14 protein-coding genes are annotated in these 18,746 nt (G+C 72.4%); 4 read left to right on the top strand and 10 right to left on the bottom strand.

Features of this window, described 5'->3' with window-relative positions:
* Positions 1 to 141: 141 nt before the first annotated feature.
* Genes ruvX through GXP74_RS14145 form a run of 4 tightly spaced genes read right to left on the bottom strand, consistent with a single transcriptional unit; the run spans position 142 to position 4,203 of the window.
* Positions 142 to 651, bottom strand: coding sequence for a Holliday junction resolvase RuvX (gene ruvX / locus GXP74_RS14160; RefSeq protein WP_182451841.1), 510 nt, complete (start codon positions 649 to 651; stop codon positions 142 to 144).
* The gene (gene alaS, locus GXP74_RS14155; RefSeq protein WP_182451840.1) at positions 648 to 3,329 is read right to left on the bottom strand and encodes an alanine--tRNA ligase; all 2,682 of its coding nucleotides are present in this window, start codon (positions 3,327 to 3,329) and stop codon (positions 648 to 650) included. The genes ruvX and alaS overlap by 4 nt, the downstream gene beginning before the upstream one ends.
* Complete coding sequence (locus GXP74_RS14150; RefSeq protein WP_225448610.1) at positions 3,329 to 3,721, bottom strand: DUF6167 family protein; 393 nt, start codon at positions 3,719 to 3,721, stop codon at positions 3,329 to 3,331. The genes alaS and GXP74_RS14150 overlap by 1 nt, the downstream gene beginning before the upstream one ends.
* A gap of 2 nt (positions 3,722 to 3,723) precedes the next feature.
* The gene (locus tag GXP74_RS14145) at positions 3,724 to 4,203 is read right to left on the bottom strand and encodes a DUF948 domain-containing protein (protein WP_182451838.1); all 480 of its coding nucleotides are present in this window, start codon (positions 4,201 to 4,203) and stop codon (positions 3,724 to 3,726) included.
* Positions 4,204 to 4,418: 215 nt separating this feature from the next.
* Between GXP74_RS14145 and GXP74_RS14140 the strand changes: the two genes are divergently transcribed.
* A complete protein-coding gene (locus tag GXP74_RS14140) occupies positions 4,419 to 6,563 on the top strand; it encodes a regulator (RefSeq protein WP_182451837.1) in 2,145 nt (714 codons plus the stop codon).
* A gap of 22 nt (positions 6,564 to 6,585) precedes the next feature.
* On the opposite strand, the gene rpsD is transcribed toward GXP74_RS14140, so the two are convergent.
* Both rpsD and GXP74_RS14130 read right to left on the bottom strand, forming a co-directional pair.
* Positions 6,586 to 7,200: a 30S ribosomal protein S4 gene (rpsD, locus tag GXP74_RS14135; RefSeq protein ID WP_182451836.1), complete on the bottom strand. Its 615-nt coding sequence runs from the start codon at positions 7,198 to 7,200 to the stop codon at positions 6,586 to 6,588.
* Positions 7,201 to 7,530: 330 nt separating this feature from the next.
* Positions 7,531 to 8,877, bottom strand: coding sequence for a replication-associated recombination protein A (locus GXP74_RS14130; RefSeq protein WP_182451835.1), 1,347 nt, complete (start codon positions 8,875 to 8,877; stop codon positions 7,531 to 7,533).
* 134 nt (positions 8,878 to 9,011) lie between these two features.
* Here GXP74_RS14130 and GXP74_RS14125 point away from each other — a divergent pair, with 134 nt between their 5' ends.
* On the top strand, positions 9,012 to 9,707 hold the full coding sequence (locus GXP74_RS14125; RefSeq protein WP_225447919.1) for a TNT domain-containing protein: 696 nt from the start codon (positions 9,012 to 9,014) through the stop codon (positions 9,705 to 9,707).
* Positions 9,708 to 9,777: 70 nt separating this feature from the next.
* Here GXP74_RS14125 and aspS read toward each other — a convergent pair whose 3' ends face one another.
* Genes aspS through GXP74_RS14110 form a run of 3 tightly spaced genes read right to left on the bottom strand, consistent with a single transcriptional unit; the run spans position 9,778 to position 13,529 of the window.
* Complete coding sequence (aspS, locus tag GXP74_RS14120; protein WP_182451834.1) at positions 9,778 to 11,547, bottom strand: aspartate--tRNA ligase; 1,770 nt, start codon at positions 11,545 to 11,547, stop codon at positions 9,778 to 9,780.
* Positions 11,544 to 12,806, bottom strand: a complete 1,263-nt coding sequence (gene hisS, locus GXP74_RS14115) for a histidine--tRNA ligase (protein WP_182451833.1) — start codon at positions 12,804 to 12,806, stop codon at positions 11,544 to 11,546. The genes aspS and hisS overlap by 4 nt, the downstream gene beginning before the upstream one ends.
* Positions 12,807 to 12,818: 12 nt before the next feature.
* Positions 12,819 to 13,529, bottom strand: a complete 711-nt coding sequence (locus tag GXP74_RS14110) for an MBL fold metallo-hydrolase (RefSeq protein ID WP_182456427.1) — start codon at positions 13,527 to 13,529, stop codon at positions 12,819 to 12,821.
* 332 nt (positions 13,530 to 13,861) lie between these two features.
* Here GXP74_RS14110 and GXP74_RS14105 point away from each other — a divergent pair, with 332 nt between their 5' ends.
* Both GXP74_RS14105 and GXP74_RS14100 read left to right on the top strand, forming a co-directional pair.
* Positions 13,862 to 14,629, top strand: a complete 768-nt coding sequence (locus GXP74_RS14105) for a peptidylprolyl isomerase (protein ID WP_182456426.1) — start codon at positions 13,862 to 13,864, stop codon at positions 14,627 to 14,629.
* Positions 14,630 to 14,812: 183 nt separating this feature from the next.
* On the top strand, positions 14,813 to 16,042 hold the full coding sequence (locus GXP74_RS14100) for a DUF349 domain-containing protein (RefSeq protein WP_182451832.1): 1,230 nt from the start codon (positions 14,813 to 14,815) through the stop codon (positions 16,040 to 16,042).
* A gap of 81 nt (positions 16,043 to 16,123) precedes the next feature.
* Here the strand turns inward: GXP74_RS14100 and GXP74_RS14095 are convergent, their stop codons facing one another.
* Positions 16,124 to 18,619, bottom strand: a complete 2,496-nt coding sequence (locus tag GXP74_RS14095; RefSeq protein ID WP_370468419.1) for a bifunctional (p)ppGpp synthetase/guanosine-3',5'-bis(diphosphate) 3'-pyrophosphohydrolase — start codon at positions 18,617 to 18,619, stop codon at positions 16,124 to 16,126.
* Positions 18,620 to 18,746: the final 127 nt, after the last annotated feature.

Below are 18,746 nucleotides of genomic sequence, written 5' to 3'. Positions count from 1 at the left end.
CCGACATGAACCCCGGACCACGGCCCCCCGCCCCGCGACGGGCGCCGACTTCACCCGTTCGGCCCCCGCTGAACACCTGTCCGATTCATCCGCTCCCCGACCGGCCGGGCGGCCGACCGGATGCCCGGCCGGTCGGGGAGTTCACTCGGACTCGCCGACCAGCCGGCCGGGCGGCCGACCGCTGGTCTTCTCGCCCTCCAGCGCGCTCTGCAGGATCACCACCGCCGCCGCCTGGTCGATCACCGCGCGGCCCTTCTTCGACTTCACGCCGGAGGCCCGCAGCCCCTGCGCCGCGGTGACCGTGGTCATCCGCTCGTCCACCAGCCGCACCGGCACCGGCTCCCCCGACTCCCCCGCCGCCGCCAGCAGCCCCGCCAGCTCTTCGGCGTAGGCCCGGACCTTGACCGCGGCCGGGCCCTCGCCCCCGTTCAGCGAACGCGGCAGGCCGACCACCACCTCCACCGCCTGGTACTCCTGGGCGATGGCCACCAACCGGGCCTGCGAGCCCGGACCGGCGGGGACGGTCTCGACCGGGGTGGCCAGCATCCCGTCGGGGTCGCTGGAGGCGACCCCGATCCGGGCGTCGCCGACGTCCACGCCGATCCGCCGTCCCCGCCGGAAGCCGGTCCGGCCGTCCACGGCCTCGGTCATGCCTGGCCGACCTGGCCGCGGACCGCCTCGATCGCCGCGTCCACGGCGTTCGGGTCGGTGCCACCGCCCTGGGCCACGTCGTCCTTGCCGCCGCCACCGCCGCCGAGGGTCTTGGCGGCGGTGCGGACCAGCGCCCCGGCCTTGATGCCGCGCTCACGCGCCGCCTCGTTCACCGCGATCACGGTCAGCGGACGCCCGCCGACCACGCTGAACACCGCCACCACCGACGGGCGGTCACCGCCGCCGTCGACCTGGACCAGTCGGTTCCGGACGTCCAGCACCAGCTTGCGCAGGTCGTCGGCGGAGGTGCCGTCCGGCACCCGGGCCGCCACCAGCGCGGTACCGGCCACGTCCTGCGCCTGCGCGGCCAGCCCGGCGGCGGCCTGGAGGACCTTCTCGGCGCGGAAGCGCTCGATCTCCTTCTCGGCCTCCTTGAGCTTGCCGAGCACGCCGGCGATCTTCTCCGGCAGCTCCTCCGGGCGGCCCTTGACCAGCTCGGTCAGCTGCGCCACCACCGTGTGCTCGCGGGCCAGGAACCGGTACGCGTCCACCCCGACCAGGGCCTCCACCCGGCGCACCCCGGCGCCGATCGAGGACTCGCCGAGCAGCTTCACCAGGCCCAGCTGGGCGGTGTTGGCCACGTGGGTACCGCCGCACAGCTCCTTGGAGTAGTCGCCGATGGTGACCACCCGGACCGCGTCGCCGTACTTCTCGCCGAACATCGCGATCGCGCCCTGCTTGCGGGCCTCGTCCATGGTCAGGATCTCGGCGGTGACGTCCAGCTCGCGGGCCAGCACCTCGTTGATCTTCTGCTCGACGTCGGTGAGCACCGTGCCCGGGATCGCCGTCGGCGAGCCGAAGTCGAAACGGAACCGGCCCGGGGCGTTCTCCGAACCGGCCTGCGCGGCGGTCGGGCCGAGGGCGTCCCGCAGCGCCTGGTGGGTCAGGTGGGTCGCCGAGTGGGCGCGGGAGACCGCGCGCCGCCGGTCCGCGTCCACCTGGGCGTAGGCGGAGGCGCCCAGGACCACCTCGCCGACCAGCACCGTGCCCTTGTGCACGGTCAGCCCCTTGACCGGCTGCTGCACGTCGTGGATCTCGACCACGGTGCCGGACTCCAGCCGGATCCGGCCGTGGTCGGCCAGCTGGCCGCCGCCCTCCGCGTAGAACGGAGTGCGGTCCAGGATCACCTCGACCTCGTCGCCCTCCTGCGCGGCCGGGGCGGGCACCCCGTCCACCAGCAGGCCGACCACCACGGCCTCGCCCATCACGCCGGTGTAGCCGATGAAGTCGGTCACCCCGGAGCGGTCCGCCACCTCGCGGTAGGCGGAGAGGTCGGCGTGGCCCAGCTTCTTCGCCCTGGCGTCGGCCTTGGCCCGGTCCCGCTGCTCCTTCATCAGGCGGCGGAAGCCGTCCTCGTCCACCGAGACGCCCTGCTCGGCGGCCATCTCCAGGGTCAGGTCGATCGGGAAGCCGTAGGTGTCGTGCAACTGGAAGGCCTTGTCCCCGGCCAGCACCGTGCCACCGGCCGCGCGGGTCTCGGCCACGGCGGTGTCCAGGATGCCGGTCCCGGCCTTCAGCGTCTGGTTGAACGAGGACTCCTCGCCCAGCGCCACCGTCTCGATCCGCTTCCGGTCGGACAGCAGTTCCGGGTACTGCTGGCCCATGGTGCCGATCACCGTGTCGACCAGCTCGCCGACGACCAGCCCGGGCGCGCCCAGCAGCCGCATGTTGCGGATCGCCCGGCGCATGATCCGGCGCAGCACGTAGCCGCGGCCCTCGTTGCCGGGGGTGACCCCGTCGCCGATCAGCATCACCGAGGTGCGGATGTGGTCGGCGACCACCCGCAGCGACACGTCCGAGGCCTTGCCCGCGCCGTACTTCACACCGGTCAGCGCGGTGGCGGTGTCGATCACCGCGCGCAGCGTGTCGGTCTCGTAGATGTTCTGGACGTCCTGCAGGATCATCGCCAGGCGTTCCAGGCCGAGGCCGGTGTCGATGTTCTTGGCCGGGAGGTCGCCCAGGATCGGGAAGTCCTCCTTGCCGTCGCCCGCGCCGCGCTCGTACTGCATGAAGACCAGGTTCCAGATCTCCACGTAGCGCTCGTCGTTGACCGCCGGGCCGCCCTCGACGCCGAACGCGGGGCCGCGGTCGTAGTTGATCTCCGAGCAGGGACCGCAGGGGCCGGGGACGCCCATCGACCAGAAGTTGTCCTTCTTGCCCAGGCGCTGGATCCGCTCGGCCGGGACGCCGACCTGGTCCCGCCAGATGGCCTCGGCCTCGTCGTCGTCCTGGTAGACGGTGATCCACAGCCGCTCCGGGTCGAGCCCGTAGCCGCCCTGGTCGACCGAGGCGGTCAGCAGCTCCCAGGCATGGCCGATCGCCCCCTCCTTGAAGTACGCGCCGAAGGAGAAGTTGCCGCACATCTGGAAGAAGGTGCCGTGCCGGGTGGTCTTGCCGACCTCTTCGATGTCCGGGGTCCGCACGCACTTCTGCACGCTGGTGGCGGTGCTGAACGGCGGCTTGACCTCGCCCAGGAAGTAGGGCTTGAACGGCACCATCCCGGCGTTGACCAGCAACAGCGTCGGGTCGTCTGCGATCAGCGACGCCGAGGGGACGACGGTGTGGCCGCGCTCCTCGAAGAATCGCAGCCAGCGGCGGCGGATCTCAGCCGACTCCATCAGTGGTCCTCATTTTCGTTCGGGGCGGTGTTCGGGGCGATGTAGGGGGTGATGTCCGAAGTATGGTGCACCGGCGCGGTCAGCTCGACCGGATTACGGCCGGTCCGGACGCCGCGCGCCCGGCCCCGCAGCACCGGCGCGCCGTCCGGGCCGGAGGCGGCCAGGACGCTGCCGTCCAGGCCCAGTTCACGGTTCAGCTCCAGTTCGCGCTGGAGCATCCCGGCGCGCACCTCGGCGGCGAAGGAGCGGGCGGCGTCGCCCAGTTCCACCGCGCCGTGGGCGGCCGAGTCGGCCAGGCTGCCCGGGGTGAGGCTGCGGGCGACCCGGTTCGCCTTGTTGATGGTCCACACGGTCGCGCCCGCGCCCACGGCCATCCAGAAGATCCGGCGCACGGTCAACCCCGCTTCGTCAGCAGCCGGGCGAACACCCCGCGCCGCGTGTTGGCGGCCCGGACCTCGGCCTTGACCATCCGGGCGATCAGCTCGCGCTCGGTCTGCTGCGGCAGCAGCCGCTCCGGCTGCCCGGCCGCGCGCTGCCGGGCGACCGCGCTGCGGACCCCGTAGCTGAAGGCCGACAGCTTCACCAGCGGCCCGCCCAGGGTCGCCGCCATGGTGGACGACAGGGCCTGGGCGTTGGCGGCGGCGTCCTGGACGTCGGCGGTGATCGCGTCCACCCGGACCAGCTGGTCGTTGGCCGCGCGCAGGGTCACCGCGGCCTCCTCCAGCAGCGGCACGGTCCGCTCGGTGACCGCCGAGACCAGTTCGGTGGCCTGGCGCAGCGCGCCGGCCAGCCGGACCAGGACGACGGCCAGCAGGGTCACCAGCACCGCCCAGAACACGGCGACGATGAGGCCCGCGACCTCTCCACCCGACACCTGGCGCTCCCTCGCTCGCTCGTCCGACCGGTCGCGCGCGCCGCAGACGGCGCGCCACACGCGGTGAAGCATGGAACCGGGTGGTGGAACCCTATCGCGACCACCCGCGCTTTCCGGACGCGCCCGCCGGTCGCGGCCCGTCCCAGTGACCTTCCTGCCGTTCGCCTCGTTAGGCCGTGCGGGGCAGCCCAGCAACACGTCCTACAGGGGGACAGATGACCGACCGCCGAACCGGCAATCTGCCGTCGGCCACCACCGAGCTGATCGGCCGGGCGGACGAGCTCGCCGACGCCGCCGCGCTGCTCGCCGACGCCCGGCTGGTCACCGTCACCGGCTGCGGCGGCGTCGGCAAGAGCCGGGTGGCGCTGCGGGCCGCCGCGCTGGCCGAGCCCGGCTACGCCGACGGTGCCTGGCTGGTCGACTGCTCCCCGGTGCGGGACTCGGCGCTGCTCGGCCACGCCGTCGCCGAGGCGCTGCGGCTCACCGACGGCACCGCCCGCGACCCGGCCGACGTGCTGATCGACCACCTGGCCCGGCGCGAGCTGCTGCTGGTCCTGGACGGCTGCGAGCAGCTGGCGGAGGCCTGCGCCGAACTCGCCGCCCGACTGCTGGCCGCCGCCCCGGGACTGCGGGTGCTGGCCACCAGCAGGCAGCCGCTGAACGCCCCCGGCGAGCACCTGCTGCCGGTCACCCCGCTCCCGGCGGACTCCCCGGAGGCCGACGCGGTCACCCTGTTCACCCGGCGGGCCCGCGCCGTCGTCCCCGGGTTCCGGCTGACCCCCGGCAACGAGGCCGTGGTCACCGCCCTGTGCCGACAGCTGGACGGCATCCCGCTGGCCCTGGAACTCGCCGCCGGACGGCTCCGGGCACTGTCCGTGGAGCAGATCACCGAACGCCTGGACGACCGCTTCCGGCTGCTCACCGGCGGCTCCCGGAGCATCGGGGCGCGCCACCAGACGCTGCGCACCACCATCGGCTGGAGCCACGAGCTCTGCTCGCCGCAGGAGCGGCTGCTCTGGGCCCGGATCTCGGTCTTCGCCGGGAGCTTCGACCTGGACGCCGCCGAGTACATCTGCTCCGGCCGGGGGCTGCGGCACGAGGAGGTCCTCGACGTGATGTCCGACCTGGTCGCCAAGTCCATCGTGGTGCGCGAGCAGCCGTCCTCGGCGGGCGAGGCGGCGGGCGAACCCGGCGGCTACCGGCTGCTGGACACCGTCCGCGAGTACGGCGCGCACTGGCTGCGGGCCTCCGGCGAGGAGCGCACGCTGCGGCGGCTGCACCGCGACTGGTACGTCGGGCTGGCGAGCTGGGGCGAGATCGAGTGGTTCAGCCCCCGGCAGGTGCCGACCAGCCTGCGCACCCACCGCGCCCACGCCAACCTCCGGGCCGCGCTGGACTTCTGCCTCGGCGAGCCGGGCGAGGAGCAACTGGCCCTGCACCTCGCCGGGACCCTCTGGTACTACTGGGTCGGCTGCGGCCACCTCGGCGAGGGGCGGCACTGGCTGGAGCTGGCCCTGGCGATCGCGCCCGAGCCCACCGAGACCCGCGCCAAGGCGCTCTGGGTCGCCGGCTACGTCTGCACCCTCCAGGGCGACCTGCTGCGCGCCCGCCCGGTGCTGGAGGAGTGCCGCAGCCAGGCGCTGGCCACCGGCGACGACCGGGCGCTGGCCTACGCCGTGCACCGGCAGGGCTGCGCCGCCCTGATCGGCGACGAACTGCCGCGCGCCACCGAGCTGTTCCAGGAGGCGCTGTGGCACTACGAGAAGCTGGGCGAGCTCAACAGCAACGTGCTGATGGCCATGTTCGAGCTGGGCCTGGCGCTGCTGTTCCAGGGCGAACAGGCGCAGGGGGAGGCCTGGATGGCCAAGGTCCGGCGGCAGTGCGAGGAGCACGGCGAGCAGTGGGCCTACACCTACGGGCTGTTCGCGATGGCCTACGCGGCCTGGCTGAACGGCGACTTCGAGACCGCCAGGAACCACGCCCGGGAGAGCCTGCGGCTGAACCACGTCTTCCGCGACCTGGTCGGCACCGCGCTGGCGGTGGAGGTGCTGGCACTGCTGGCCACCGAGCCCGTCCGCGGCGGCGGGGCGGGCGACCTGCGCGAGGCCCGGCTGCTCCAGGGCGCCGCGCACGTCATCTGGAGCGGCGTCGGCGTCCCGCTGTTCGGCTCCCGCAGCTTCAACGCCGCGCACGCCGAGTGCGAACTGCGGGTGCTGTCAGGACTGTCGGAGGCCGAGGCAGCTGAATCGTTCCGCCGGGGTACCGCGCTGGGCCTGGAGGGCGCCGTGTGCCGGGCGCTGGAGGGCCCCGGACGCACCGCGCCCCCGGCGGCCGTGAGGCTGCCGGGGGCGCGGCGGTGAGACGTCCGAGCGTGCTCGCGGGTCAGCGCGAGTAGTACTCGACGACCAGCTGCTCGTCGCAGATGACCGGAACCTCGCGACGCTGCGGCGCGCGGTCCAGGCGGAAGGCCAGGGCCTTCAGGTTGACCTCAAGGTACTTCGCGGTCTGACCCTCGCCGGCGTTGCCACCCTCACGGGCGACCTGGAAGGGGGTCTTCTCCTTCGAGCGCTCGCGAACCGTCACCACGAAGCCGGGCTTCAGCTGGAACGACGGCCGGTTGACCTTGTGGCCGTTGACCTCGATGTGGCCGTGCACGACCATCTGCCGGGCCTGGTAGATGGTGCGGGCGATGCCCGACCGCAGGACCAGCGAGTCGAGCCGGGTCTCCAGCTCGATGATCAGCGCCTCACCGGTCTTGCCCTCGACCTTGCGGGCACGGTCGAACGCGCGGGCCATCTGGGTCTCGCTCAGGTCGTACTGAGCGCGCAGACGCTGCTTCTCGACCAGACGGACCTTGTAGTCCGAGTTCTGCTTGCGCCCACGGCCGTGCTGGCCGGGCGGGTACGGGCGGGCCTCGAAGTACTTGACGGACTTCGGGGTCAGCGGAATGCCCAGGGCACGGGCAATCTTGACCTTGGGGCGCTTCTGGTTCGTCATGAACCAAACCATCCTTTTTCTTGTGACTGGCTCACCGGTGTTGAAGGAGGTCGCCTTACGCGGTCCGGGGAAACCGCCGCGCCGAGGGCGGGGCAGTCTGCCGTTCTCCGGTACCGGGCACAAAGTGCGGCACACGACAGGCCCACCGCCGCTGAGGTGGTGGGCTGCACGCGACACCCGAAGGTGCGCGACGCTCCTGGAGGCACCCCCGCGAACGGAGGGCTCCCTGTATGACGCCCCGCTGGTGACGCCCGGCTTTCGCCGAGGCACGGGACATCTCGCTCCAGCCAGTGTACGGGGTCCCGTACACCCCGCTGACCACCGGTCCCGCTACTCCCCCGACAACCGCCCGCGCACCCACTCGGAGATGTCCGCGTAGCGGGCCTCCGCGCCGCGCCGGGTGGGCTCGTAGTAGCGCTTGCCGTGCACCGCGTCCGGCGCGTACTGCTGCGCCGCGACACCCTCCGGCAGGTCGTGCGGGTAGACGTAGCCCTGCGCGTGGCCGAGCTTCTTCGCCCCCGCGTAGTGGCCGTCCCGCAGGTGCGGCGGCACCGGCCCGGCCAACCCCTGCCGGACGTCGGCCATCGCCGCGCCGATCGCGGTGGTCGCCGAGTTGGACTTGGGTGCCAGCGCCAGCGCGATCACCGCGTGCGACAGCGTCAGCGCGGCCTCCGGGAAGCCGATCATCGCCACCGCCTGCGCCGCCGCGACCGCCAGCGGCAGCGCGTTCGGGTCGGCCAGGCCGATGTCCTCGCTGGCCGAGATCATCAGCCGCCGGGCGATGAACCTCGGGTCCTCGCCCGCCTCGATCATCCGCGCCAGGTAGTGCAGCGCGGCGTCCGCGTCACTGCCCCGGATCGACTTGATCAGCGCGCTGGCCACGTCGTAGTGCTGGTCGCCGTCCCGGTCGTAGCGCACCGCCGCCTTGTCCACGGCCTGCTCGACGTCCGCCAGCCGGACCTCCGCCGCGCCCAGCGCCAGCGCCGTCCCGGCCGCCGCCTCCAGCGCGGTCAGCGCCTTGCGGGCGTCGCCGCCCGCGATCCGCACCAGGTGGTCCTCGGCGTCCTCGGCCAGCGCCAGCGCCCCGCCCAGCCCGCGCTCGTCGGCCACCGCCCGGCGCAGCAGCCCGCGCACGTCCTCGTCGGTCAGCGACTCCAGGGTCAGCAGCAGCGAGCGCGACAGCAGCGGTGAGATCACCGAGAAGTACGGGTTCTCGGTGGTGGCCGCGATCAGCGTCACCCAGCGGTTCTCCACCGCCGGCAGCAGGCTGTCCTGCTGGGCCTTGGAGAAGCGGTGGATCTCGTCCAGGAACAGCGTGGTCTCCCGGCCGGAGGCGCCCACCTCGCGGCGCGCGCTCTCGATCACCGCGCGCACCTCCTTCACCCCGGCGGTGATCGCCGACAGCTCGACGAAGCGCTTCTCGGTGGCCTGGCTGATCACGTACGCCAGCGTGGTCTTCCCGGTGCCCGGCGGCCCGTACAGGATCACCGAGGAGGTCGCGGCGGGCCCGGCCGCCCCGGCCACCAGCCGCCGCAGCGGCGAGCCCTCGCCCAGCAGCCGTCGCTGCCCGGCCACCTCGTCCAGGGTGCGCGGACGCATCCGCACCGCCAACGGGGACCGCCCCGGCTCCCTGGCCTGGCGTTCCTCGGCGGCTGCGGTGAACAGATCGGGTTCCACTCCCCCGACACTAGCGCCCGGCACCGACAACACGCGGCGCGCTCCCCCGGGCACCGTTGACGCGGTACCGCCACACCCGCTTCACTGGTCACCGTACGCACACAATCCGTCACGGAACACACCCAAGGGGGATCATGCGCATCCGCAGGAACCTGGCCGCCGCGCTCGCGGCCACCGCGCTGCTCACCGGCGGCGCGGTCGGCAGCGGGGCGTCCAGCGCCCAGGCCTCCGTGCCCGGCGCGATCGGCGCGCTCAGCGTCCACTCCACACCGCTGAACGCCTGCTCGGCCGCCTACTACGACGCCGACTCCCGGCTCGGACCGCAGCGGCTGCCGAGTATCGGCCGGGTCGGCCAGGAACTCCTCGGCTACCGGCGCGGGGGCGACCTGGGCGACGCCCGGCTGCTGGCCACGTACTACAGCCCGACCGCCAACAACGGTTCCCCGGGCTGGATCTACCCGCCGGACAACGGCTATGTGATCGCGCCCGACGGCAAGCCGGTCGAGATCACCCAGACCCTGCGGCCCGGCGCCGACATCGACCGCTACGGCAGCGAGTACGGCTCCTTCCTCGCCCCCGCGGGCCTGTCCTACACCTCCCGCTCGATCCCGCCGTCCAGCCTGGACAGCAACCCGGCGGCGACCTGCAACTACCACGACTACCGGGTGGACAAGCCGTTCAAGGTGGACGCCGGTCCGATCGCGCCCTGGTTCGGCCAGCGCGGCTACGGCTGGCAGTACCAGCTCGACGGTTCCCTGGTCCCCGGCGCGCCCGCCGCGCTGAACGTGCTGTGGCTGGTCAGCAACGGCTACCTGACCGCGGTCGGCTGAGCCGCGGCGGAAACCCGAGGGGGGCGACCACGGTGTGGTCACCCCCCTCACGTTCGACGCCGCCGCGCGGTCAGCCCTCCGGCTGCTCCGACTTGGGCTTGGCGTCCACGCCGGCCTCCTTGCGCTGCTGCGCCGTGATCGGCGTGGGCGCGCCGGTCAGCGGGTCGCCGCCGGTGGAGGTCTTCGGGAAGGCCATCACGTCGCGAATGGTCTCGTAGCCGCCCAGCAGCGCCACCAGCCGGTCCAGGCCCAGGGCGATGCCGCCGTGCGGCGGCGGGCCGAAGTCGAAGGCGTTGAGCAGGAAGCCGAACTGCGACTGGGCCTCCTCCTCGGAGAGCCCGATCGCGTCGAACGCCCGCTTCTGCACGTCCTTCTGGTGGATGCGGATCGAGCCGCCGCCGATCTCGCTGCCGTTCAGCACCAGGTCGTAGGCGTTGGACAGGGCCGATCCCGGGTCCTTGTCGAAGGTGTCCAGGCTCTCGGCGGTGGGCGCGGTGAACGGGTGGTGCACCGCGTGCCAGCCTTGGAACTCGCCCTTGTCGTCCTCGATCGGCTCGAACATCGGGAAGTCGACGACCCACAGGAAGGCCCAGGCCGACTCGTCGATCAGCTCGCAGCGGCGGCCGATCTCCAGCCGGGCCGCGCCCAGCAGCTCCTGCGAGGGGGTCTTCTTTCCGGCCGCGAAGAACACCGCGTCGCCGGGCTTGGCGCCCGCCGCCTCGGCCAGCCCGGCCAGGTGCGCCTCGGACAGGTTCTTGGCGACCGGACCGCGCAGCTCGCCGGTCTCGGCGTCCACCAGCACGTACGCCAGGCCGCGCGCGCCGCGCGCCTTGGCCCAGTCCTGCCAGGCGTCCAGCTGCTTGCGCGGCTGCGAGGCGCCGCCGGGCATGACCACCGCGCCCACGTAGGGCGCCTGGAACACCCGGAACTCGGTGCCCTCGAAGTACGAGGTGAGGTCGGCCAGTTCGTTGCCGAAGCGGACGTCGGGCTTGTCCGAGCCGTAGCGGGCCATCGCGTCCGCGTAGGTCAGCCGGGGCAGCGGGAGCCGCACCTGGTGGCCGTGGACCTCGCTCCAGATCCTGGCGATCAGCTTCTCGCCGAGCTCCAGGATGTCCTCCTGGTCGACGAACGACGCCTCGACGTCGAGCTGGGTGAACTCCGGCTGCCGGTCGGCGCGGAAGTCCTCGTCCCGGAAGCAGCGGGCGATCTGGTAGTACCGCTCCATCCCGGCCACCATCAGCAGCTGCTTGAACAGCTGCGGCGACTGCGGCAGGGCGTACCAGTGGCCGGGCTGGAGCCGGACCGGCACCAGGAAGTCACGGGCGCCCTCGGGGGTGGACCGGGTGAGGTACGGGGTCTCGATGTCGAGGAAGCCGTTCTCCTCCATCACCGTGCGGATGATGTGGGTGGCCCGGGAGCGCAGCCGCAGCGCCTTGGCCGGCCCCTCGCGGCGCAGGTCCAGGTAGCGGTAGCGGAGCCGGACCTCCTCGTTGACCGATCCCGGCTCGTACTCGGCGACCTGGAACGGCAGCGCGGCGGACTCGGAGAGCACGGTCAGCTCGTTGACCACGACCTCGATCGCACCGGTCGGGATCTCGGTGTTCTCGTTGCCCTCGGGCCGCACCCGGACGTCGCCGACGACCTTGACGCACCACTCGGAGCGCAGCTCGGAGACCGCCTCCAGGTCGCGCACCACGACCTGGACGGTGCCGGAGGCGTCGCGCAGATCGATGAAGGCGACACCGCCGTGGTCGCGGCGGCGGGCGACCCAGCCCGCGAGGGTCACGGTGGTGCCGGCGTGCTCCGGGCGGAGCGTGCCGGCTTCATGGCTGCGGATCACTTCAGCTTCTCCTTCAGGGTGGCGACGAGAGCGTCGAGGGCGACCGGGGTCTGGTCGCCGGTGGTGAGGTCCTTGAGCTGGACGAGCCCCTCGGCCAGGTCCCGGTCCCCGGCGACCAGGGCGAACCGCGCGCCGGAGCGGTCGGCGGCCTTCATGGCGGCCTTGAGTCCCTTGTGGCCGTAGGCGAGGTCGGCGGCGAGGCCCTCCCGGCGCAGCGCGGTGACCGCGCCGAACAGCACCCGGCGGGCCTGCTCGCCGAGCGGGACGCCGAAGACGTCGACCGCGGGCGGGGTCGGCAGCACCACGCCCTCGGCCTCCAGTGCCAGCACGGTGCGGTCGACGCCGAGCGCCCAGCCGACGGACGGCAGCGCCGGGCCGCCGATCATCTCGGACAGGCCGTCGTAGCGTCCGCCGCCGCCGACGGCGGACTGCGCGCCGAGGCCGTCGTGGACGAACTCGAAGGTGGTGCGGGTGTAGTAGTCCAGGCCGCGGACCAGCTTGGTGTCGTCCTCGAAGCCGACCCCGGCCGCCGTCAGCAGCTCGCGGACCTGCTCGTGGTACTCCTTGCACTCCTCGCACAGGTAGTCGACCAGCCTGGGCGCGCCGGTGAGTTGGGCCTGGACCGACTCGCGCTTGTCGTCGAGCACCCGCAGCGGGTTGAGCTCGGCCCGGCGGACGGTCTCGTCGTCGAGGTCGAGCCCGGCCAGGAAGTCCCGCAGCGCGGCGCGGTAGACCGGGCGGCACTGCTTGTCGCCGAGGCTGTTCAGCAGGATCCGGAAGTTCCGCAGGCCCAGCGAGCGGTAGGCGTCGTCCGCGAGGATGATCAGCTCGGCGTCCACCGCCGGGTCCTCGACGCCGACGGCCTCCGCGCCGACCTGCCAGAACTGCCGGTAGCGGCCCTTCTGCGGCCGCTCGTAGCGGTACTGCGAGCCGCTGTACCAGAGCTTGACCGGGAGGCTGCCGATCCGGTGCAGGTTGCCCTGGAGCGCGGCCCGCAGCACCGAGGCGGTGCCCTCGGGGCGCAGCGCGAGCTCCTCGCTGCTGCGCTTGGTGAGGGTGAACATCTCCTTGCTGACGATGTCGGTGGACTCGCCGACGCCGCGGGAGAACAGCGCGACGTCCTCGAAGACCGGGGTCTCGATGTAGCCGTAGCCGGCCCGGCGCAGCGGGGCGGAGATCGCCTCGCGCACCGCGAGCACGGTCGCGGAGTCGGCGGGCAGGATGTCGTACGTGCCCTTGGGGGCCTGGAAAGTGCTCATCTGCTGTGTCGTCTACATTCCTCGCCGCTGGGCGGCGGTGCCTTCGGTGCCCGCGCCCGCGACCTGGAGCAGGTACGGGTTGGTGGCGCGTTCGCGGCCGATGGTGGTCTGGGGGCCGTGTCCGGACAGGACCACGGTCTCGTCCTGGAGCGGCAGGCATACCCGGGCCAGCGACCGCAGCAGCGCGCTGTGGTCGCCGCCGGGGAGGTCGGAGCGTCCTACGGAGCCGGCGAAGAGCAGGTCCCCCGAGAAGAGCACCGGCGGCAATTCCGGTGCGGCGGGGGTCCGGAAGGTCACCGACCCCCCGGTATGGCCGGGGGCGTGGTCGACGCCGAAGCGCAGTCCGGCGAGTTCCAGCGTGCTGCCGTCGGTGAGCACCCGGACGTCGTCGGGTTCGCCGACGGTGAGCTCGCCCATGAGCTGGGCGCCGAGGGCGCGGCCGAGGGCCTTCTCCGGGTCCGCCAGCATGTAGCGGTCCTCGGGGTGGATCCAGGCCGGGATCCCGCGCGCGCCGCAGACCGGGACGACCGAGGCGACGTGGTCGATGTGCCCGTGGGTGAGCAGCACGGCGACCGGCTTGAGCCCGTGCTCGCGGACGGCGTCCTCGACTCCGGCGGCGGCCTGGTGGCCCGGGTCGACGATGACGCACTCCTCGCCGACGGCCGGGGCGACCAGGTAGCAGTTGGTGCCCCAGGCGCCTGCGGGGAATCCGGCGATGAACACGTGGGTCCTTTGCACGTCGGGACGGTCTCGGCGGTGCGCCGGACGGCGCGGAGGTCTTCCCCGCAGCCTACCGGCGGGGCGGGGACGATCGCGAACCCGTTGTCCGCGGGTGGCGGCGGCCGATTTCTGGAACCTGAAGAGTATTTAAAGATTCCGTCCCTACACTGAGCGCCCAACAAGTGGAAAGATCCCCACCGACGAGGTGCGGGGACGTCAGTAGGGAGTGACTGTCGGTGGCCGCCAAGAACACGTCGAAGCCGCACAAGCCCGCGCTTTCCAAGGACAAGGAGAAGCGGGCGCGGCAGTTGGCCCAGATCAAGTACGAGCGGCAGATGCGGGTCCGTGCCGAGAAGGTGCGCCGGGCCCGGCGGAACGCGCTGATCATCGGCTCCTCGGTGCTGGCGGTGGTGGTCATCGCGGGCGGGATCTGGTGGGGCACGGACTCCGGCAGCAAGAAGAAGGCGGTCTCGGCGGACAAGGCGACGCCCGCCGCCAGCAGCGCGCCCTCGGCCGCCCCGAGCGCGACCGCGACCGCCGCGGTGCCGAAGAACAACGGCAAGCAGTGGAAGACCGCGCCGGCGATGACCATCGACACCTCGGCGAAGTACAACATCACCATCAAGACCAACCGGGGCACGGTCTCGCTGCAACTGAACCCCTCGGTGGCCCCGGTCACGGTGAACTCCTTCGTCTTCCTGACGGACCAGGACTACTTCAACAACGTGACCTGCCACCGGCTCACCACCTCCGGCATCTACGTGCTCCAGTGCGGCGACCCGACCGGCTCCGGCTCCGGCGGCCCCGGCTACTCGTTCAAGGACGAGAACCTGAAGGCCTTCGGCAGCGGCTCCACGGTGACCTACCCGGCGGGCACGGTGGCGATGGCGAACTCCGGCGCGAACACCAACGGCAGCCAGTTCTTCCTGGTCTACAAGGACAGCACGCTGCCGCCGTCGTACACCCCGTTCGGCACCATCACCGGCGGTATGAGCGTGCTGAACTCGATCGCCGCGGCCGGTTCGGACAACTCCAACGGGACCGGCGACGGCCACCCCAAGGAGAGCGTGATCATGCAGACGGTGACGGCCGCGAAGGTCTGATCCGTCCCGGGCGGCACGCGGGACAGTTTTAGCCGTCGGGATACGGACAGCACCGGTACCAGTCGCCTATGTTGGCGTCTTGTAGGGTGCCTTGACCCCGGTGGCCAGTCTGAGCCAGGCCGGGCAACGAACTGTGGAGGGTGGCCCTCCCCCAGCGGAGGGCCACCATATGGAGGAGGCGCTGTGACCAGCGACCCGTGGGGCCGTGTCGACGACGAGGGGAACGTCTACGTGCGGACGGCCGAGGGCGAACACGTCGTCGGCTCGTGGCAGGCAGGTTCCCCCGATGAGGCCCTCGCCTACTTCACCCGGAAGTACGACGGCATCGCCGTCGAGATCGGCCTGTTGGAGCGCCGGGTGCGCACGACCGACCTGGCCGCGAAGGACGCCCTGACCGCGATCGAGCACCTGCGCGCGCAGGTCACCGAGGGGCATGCGGTCGGTGACCTGGCCGCCCTGGCGACCCGGCTCGACGCCCTGGTGGCGGAGGTGGAGAGCCGCCGAGAGGAGCGCCGGGCGGCCCGCGCCAAGGCGCAGGAGGAGGCCCGGGGGGCCAAGGACACGCTGGTGGCCGAGGCCGAGCGGCTGGCCGAGTCCACCCAGTGGCGGGAGGCCGGGGACCGGCTGCGGGCGCTGGTGGACTCCTGGAAGGCGCTGCCCCGGCTCGACCGCAAGGCGGACGACGAGCTGTGGCACCGCTTCTCGCACGCCCGCTCGACCTTCTCCAAGCGCCGCAAGGCCCACTTCGCGACGCTGGACCAGCAGCGCGACGAGGCCAGGCTGACCAAGGAGAAGCTGGCGAAGGAGGCCGAGTCGCTGTCCGGCTCGACCGACTGGGGCGCCACCGCCGCCCGCTACCGCGAGCTGATGGCGGACTGGAAGGCGGCCGGCCGGGCCCAGCGCGAGGCCGAGGACGAGCTGTGGGCCCGCTTCCGGGGCGCGCAGGACGTCTTCTTCCAGGCCCGTTCGGCGGTCTTCGACGAGCGGGACGCGGGCGAGCGGGAGAACCAGACGCTGAAGGAGGCGCTGCTGGTCGAGGCCGAGGCGCTGCTCCCGATCGCGGACCTGAAGGCGGTGAAGGCGTCCTACCGGACGATCAGCGAGCGCTGGGAGGAGATCGGCCACGTGCCGCGCGACACCCGGCCGAAGCTGGAGGCCCGGCTGCACACGGTGGACCGGGCGATCCGGGAGGCCGAGGAGGCCGAGTGGCAGCGCAGCAACCCGGAGGCCCGGGCCCGCGCCCAGGGCATGACCGGGCTGCTCCAGGCGGCCGTGGACAAGCTGGAGAAGCAGATCGAGGCCGCCCGGGCCAAGAACGACGCGGGCCGGGCCGCCAAGCTGGAGGCCGAGCTGTCGGGCCGCCGCGAGCTGCTGGAGCAGGCCCTGAAGGGCCTGGAGGAGTTCGGCGGCTGAACTCCCGGCCGCGAAGCTCCCGGCCGCGAACAGCAGGAGGGCCCCGCACCGGCTGGTGCGGGGCCCTCCTGCTGTCGCCGGTTACCGGGTGCGGGCGCTGGTGACCCGGTAGACGTCGTAGACGCCCTCGACGCCGCGTACCGCCTTCAGTACGTGGCCCAGGTGCTTCGGGTCGCCCATCTCGAAGGTGAAGCGGCTCATCGCCACCCGGTCGCGGGAGGTCTGCACCGCCGCCGACAGGATGTTGACGTGCTGGTCGGAGAGCACCCGGGTGACGTCCGAGAGCAGCCGGGACCGGTCCAGCGCCTCGACCTGGATGGCGACCAGGAACACCGAGGACTGGGTGGGCGCCCACTCGACCTCGACCATGCGCTCCTGCTGCTGCGCCAGCGAGTCGACGTTGACGCAGTCGGCGCGGTGCACGGAGACGCCGTTGCCGCGGGTGACGAAGCCGACGATGGGGTCGCCCGGCACCGGTGTACAGCAGCGCGAGAGCTTCACCCAGACGTCGGCGACGCCCTTGACCACGACGCCCGGGTCGGCCGCGTTGCGGCGGTTGCCGCGGCGTCCGCCGCTGGTGGACGGGGTGGTGGTCTCGGCGATGTCCTCGGTCGCGCCCTCCTCGCCGCCGAGCGCCTGGACCAGCTTCTGCACGATGGTCTGCGCGGAGACGTGGCCCTCGCCGATCGCGGCGTAGAGCGAGGAGATGTCCGGGTAGCGCATCTCGTGGGCGAGGGTGACCAGCGAGTCGCCGGTGAGGATCCGCTGGAGCGGCAGGCCCTGCTTGCGCATGGCCCGGGTGATGGCCTCCTTGCCCTGCTCGATGGCCTCCTCGCGGCGCTCCTTGGAGAACCAGGCGCGGATCTTGTTCCGGGCGCGCGGCGACTTGACGAAGCCCAGCCAGTCCCGGGACGGCGCGGCGGTGGCGGCCTTGGAGGTGAAGACCTCCACCAGGTCGCCGTTGTCCAGGGTGCTCTCCAGCGGTACCAGTCGGCCGTTGACCCGGGCGCCTATGGTCCGGTGGCCGACCTCGGTGTGCACCGCGTAGGCGAAGTCCACCGGGGTGGCCCCGGCCGGGAGCGCGATCACGTCACCCTTGGGGGTGAACACGAAGACCTCGTTGTTGGACAGGTCGAAGCGCAGCGACTCCAGGAACTCGCTCGGGTCCTCGGTCTCCTTCTGCCAGTCCAGCAGCTGCCGCAGCCAGGCCATCTCGTTGACGGTCTCGGCCTTGGCGCCCTTGCCGGTGGGCGTGTCGGTGCGGACCTTGGACGCGCCCGCGACCGCCTGCTGCTTGTACTTCCAGTGCGCGGCGATGCCGTACTCGGCCCGCCGGTGCATGTCGAAGGTGCGGATCTGGAGCTCCACCGGCTTGCCGCCGGGCCCGATCACCGTCGTGTGCAGCGACTGGTACATGTTGAACTTGGGCATGGCGATGTAGTCCTTGAACCGCCCCGGCACCGGGTTCCAGCGGGCGTGGATGGTGCCCAGCGCCGCGTAGCAGTCCCGGACCGAGTCGACCAGGACCCGGATGCCCACCAGGTCGTAGATCTCGGCGAAGTCGCGTCCCCGGACGATCATCTTCTGGTAGACGCTGTAGTAGTGCTTCGGCCGTCCGGTGACCGTGGCCCGGATCCGGGCCGCCCGCAGGTCGCCCATGACCTGGTCGGTGACCGTGCTCAGGTACTCGTCGCGCTTGGGCGCGCGCTCGGCGACCAGGCGCACGATCTCGTCGTACATCTTGGGGTAGAGGATCGCGAAGGCGAGGTCCTCCAGCTCCCACTTGATGGTGTTCATGCCCAGCCGGTGCGCCAGCGGGGCGTAGATCTCCAGGGTCTCCCTGGCCTTCTTCTCCTGCTTCTCGCGCTTGAGGTAGCGCATGGTGCGCATGTTGTGCAGCCGGTCGGCCAGCTTGATCACCAGGACCCGGGGGTCCTTGGCCATGGCGACGACCATCTTGCGGACCGTCTCCGCCTGCGCGGCCTCGCCGAACTTGACCTTGTCCAGCTTGGTGACGCCGTCGACCAGCATCGCCACGGTGTCGCCGAAGTCGCGGCGCAGCGTGTCCAGGCCGTACTCGGTGTCCTCGACGGTGTCGTGCAGCAGCCCGGCCATCAGCGTCGGCGAGTCCATGCCGAGCTCGGCGAGGATGGTGGCGACCGCCAGCGGATGGGTGATGTACGGGTCGCCGCTCTTGCGCTTCTGGCCCCGGTGCCAGCGCTCCGCGATCTGGTAGGCGCGCTCCAGGGTGGGCAGGTCGGCCTTGGGGTCGTTGCTGCGGACGATCCGGAACAGCGGCTCCAGGACCGGGTTGAAGGTGCTGCTGCGCTGGCCGCCGAGGCGGGCCAGCCGGGCCCGGACCCGGCTGGGCGAGGCCGCGCCGGGGCGGGCGGCGACGGCGTGCGCGCCGGTGGTACCGGTGCCGCGTACCACCGGGGCGTGCGCGGCGGCCGTGGCCGAGGGCACGGGGGCGGTTGACGGCGCGGTGGGCGTGCCGGAGCGCGGGCCCTTCGCCTGGTCAGCGGCGGGGGCGCCGTCCTGCGCATGGGCAGTGGTGGGCACGACCTCTTCGGGCAAGTGCACTCCTTCGGCGCGAGTCGCGGGCTCTCCATGGTACCGAGCTGCGGGGACAGCCGTTCGCCCGGACGCCTCGGGCGGGTCACCGGGGGTTCCGGTGACCCGCCCGAGGCGGTGCGGCACAGGG

The organism is Streptacidiphilus sp. P02-A3a, assembly GCF_014084105.1.
Classification (GTDB): Bacteria; Actinomycetota; Actinomycetes; order Streptomycetales; family Streptomycetaceae; genus Streptacidiphilus.
The sequence above is the reverse complement of the archived record's forward strand: the minus strand, read 5'-3'. Positions and strand labels throughout refer to the sequence as shown.

What these genes read in the sequence shown, in the direction of transcription:
- ruvX (WP_182451841.1), bottom strand. Translation starts at nt 651, where the DNA reads ATGACCGAGGCCGTGGACGGCCGGACCGGCTTCCGGCGGGGACGGCGG.
- alaS (WP_182451840.1), bottom strand. Translation starts at nt 3,329, where the DNA reads ATGGAGTCGGCTGAGATCCGCCGCCGCTGGCTGCGATTCTTCGAGGAG.
- GXP74_RS14140 (WP_182451837.1), top strand. Translation starts at nt 4,419, where the DNA reads ATGACCGACCGCCGAACCGGCAATCTGCCGTCGGCCACCACCGAGCTG.
- rpsD (WP_182451836.1), bottom strand. Translation starts at nt 7,200, where the DNA reads ATGACGAACCAGAAGCGCCCCAAGGTCAAGATTGCCCGTGCCCTGGGC.
- GXP74_RS14125 (WP_225447919.1), top strand. Translation starts at nt 9,012, where the DNA reads ATGCGCATCCGCAGGAACCTGGCCGCCGCGCTCGCGGCCACCGCGCTG.
- hisS (WP_182451833.1), bottom strand. Translation starts at nt 12,806, where the DNA reads ATGAGCACTTTCCAGGCCCCCAAGGGCACGTACGACATCCTGCCCGCC.
- GXP74_RS14105 (WP_182456426.1), top strand. Translation starts at nt 13,862, where the DNA reads ATGCGGGTCCGTGCCGAGAAGGTGCGCCGGGCCCGGCGGAACGCGCTG.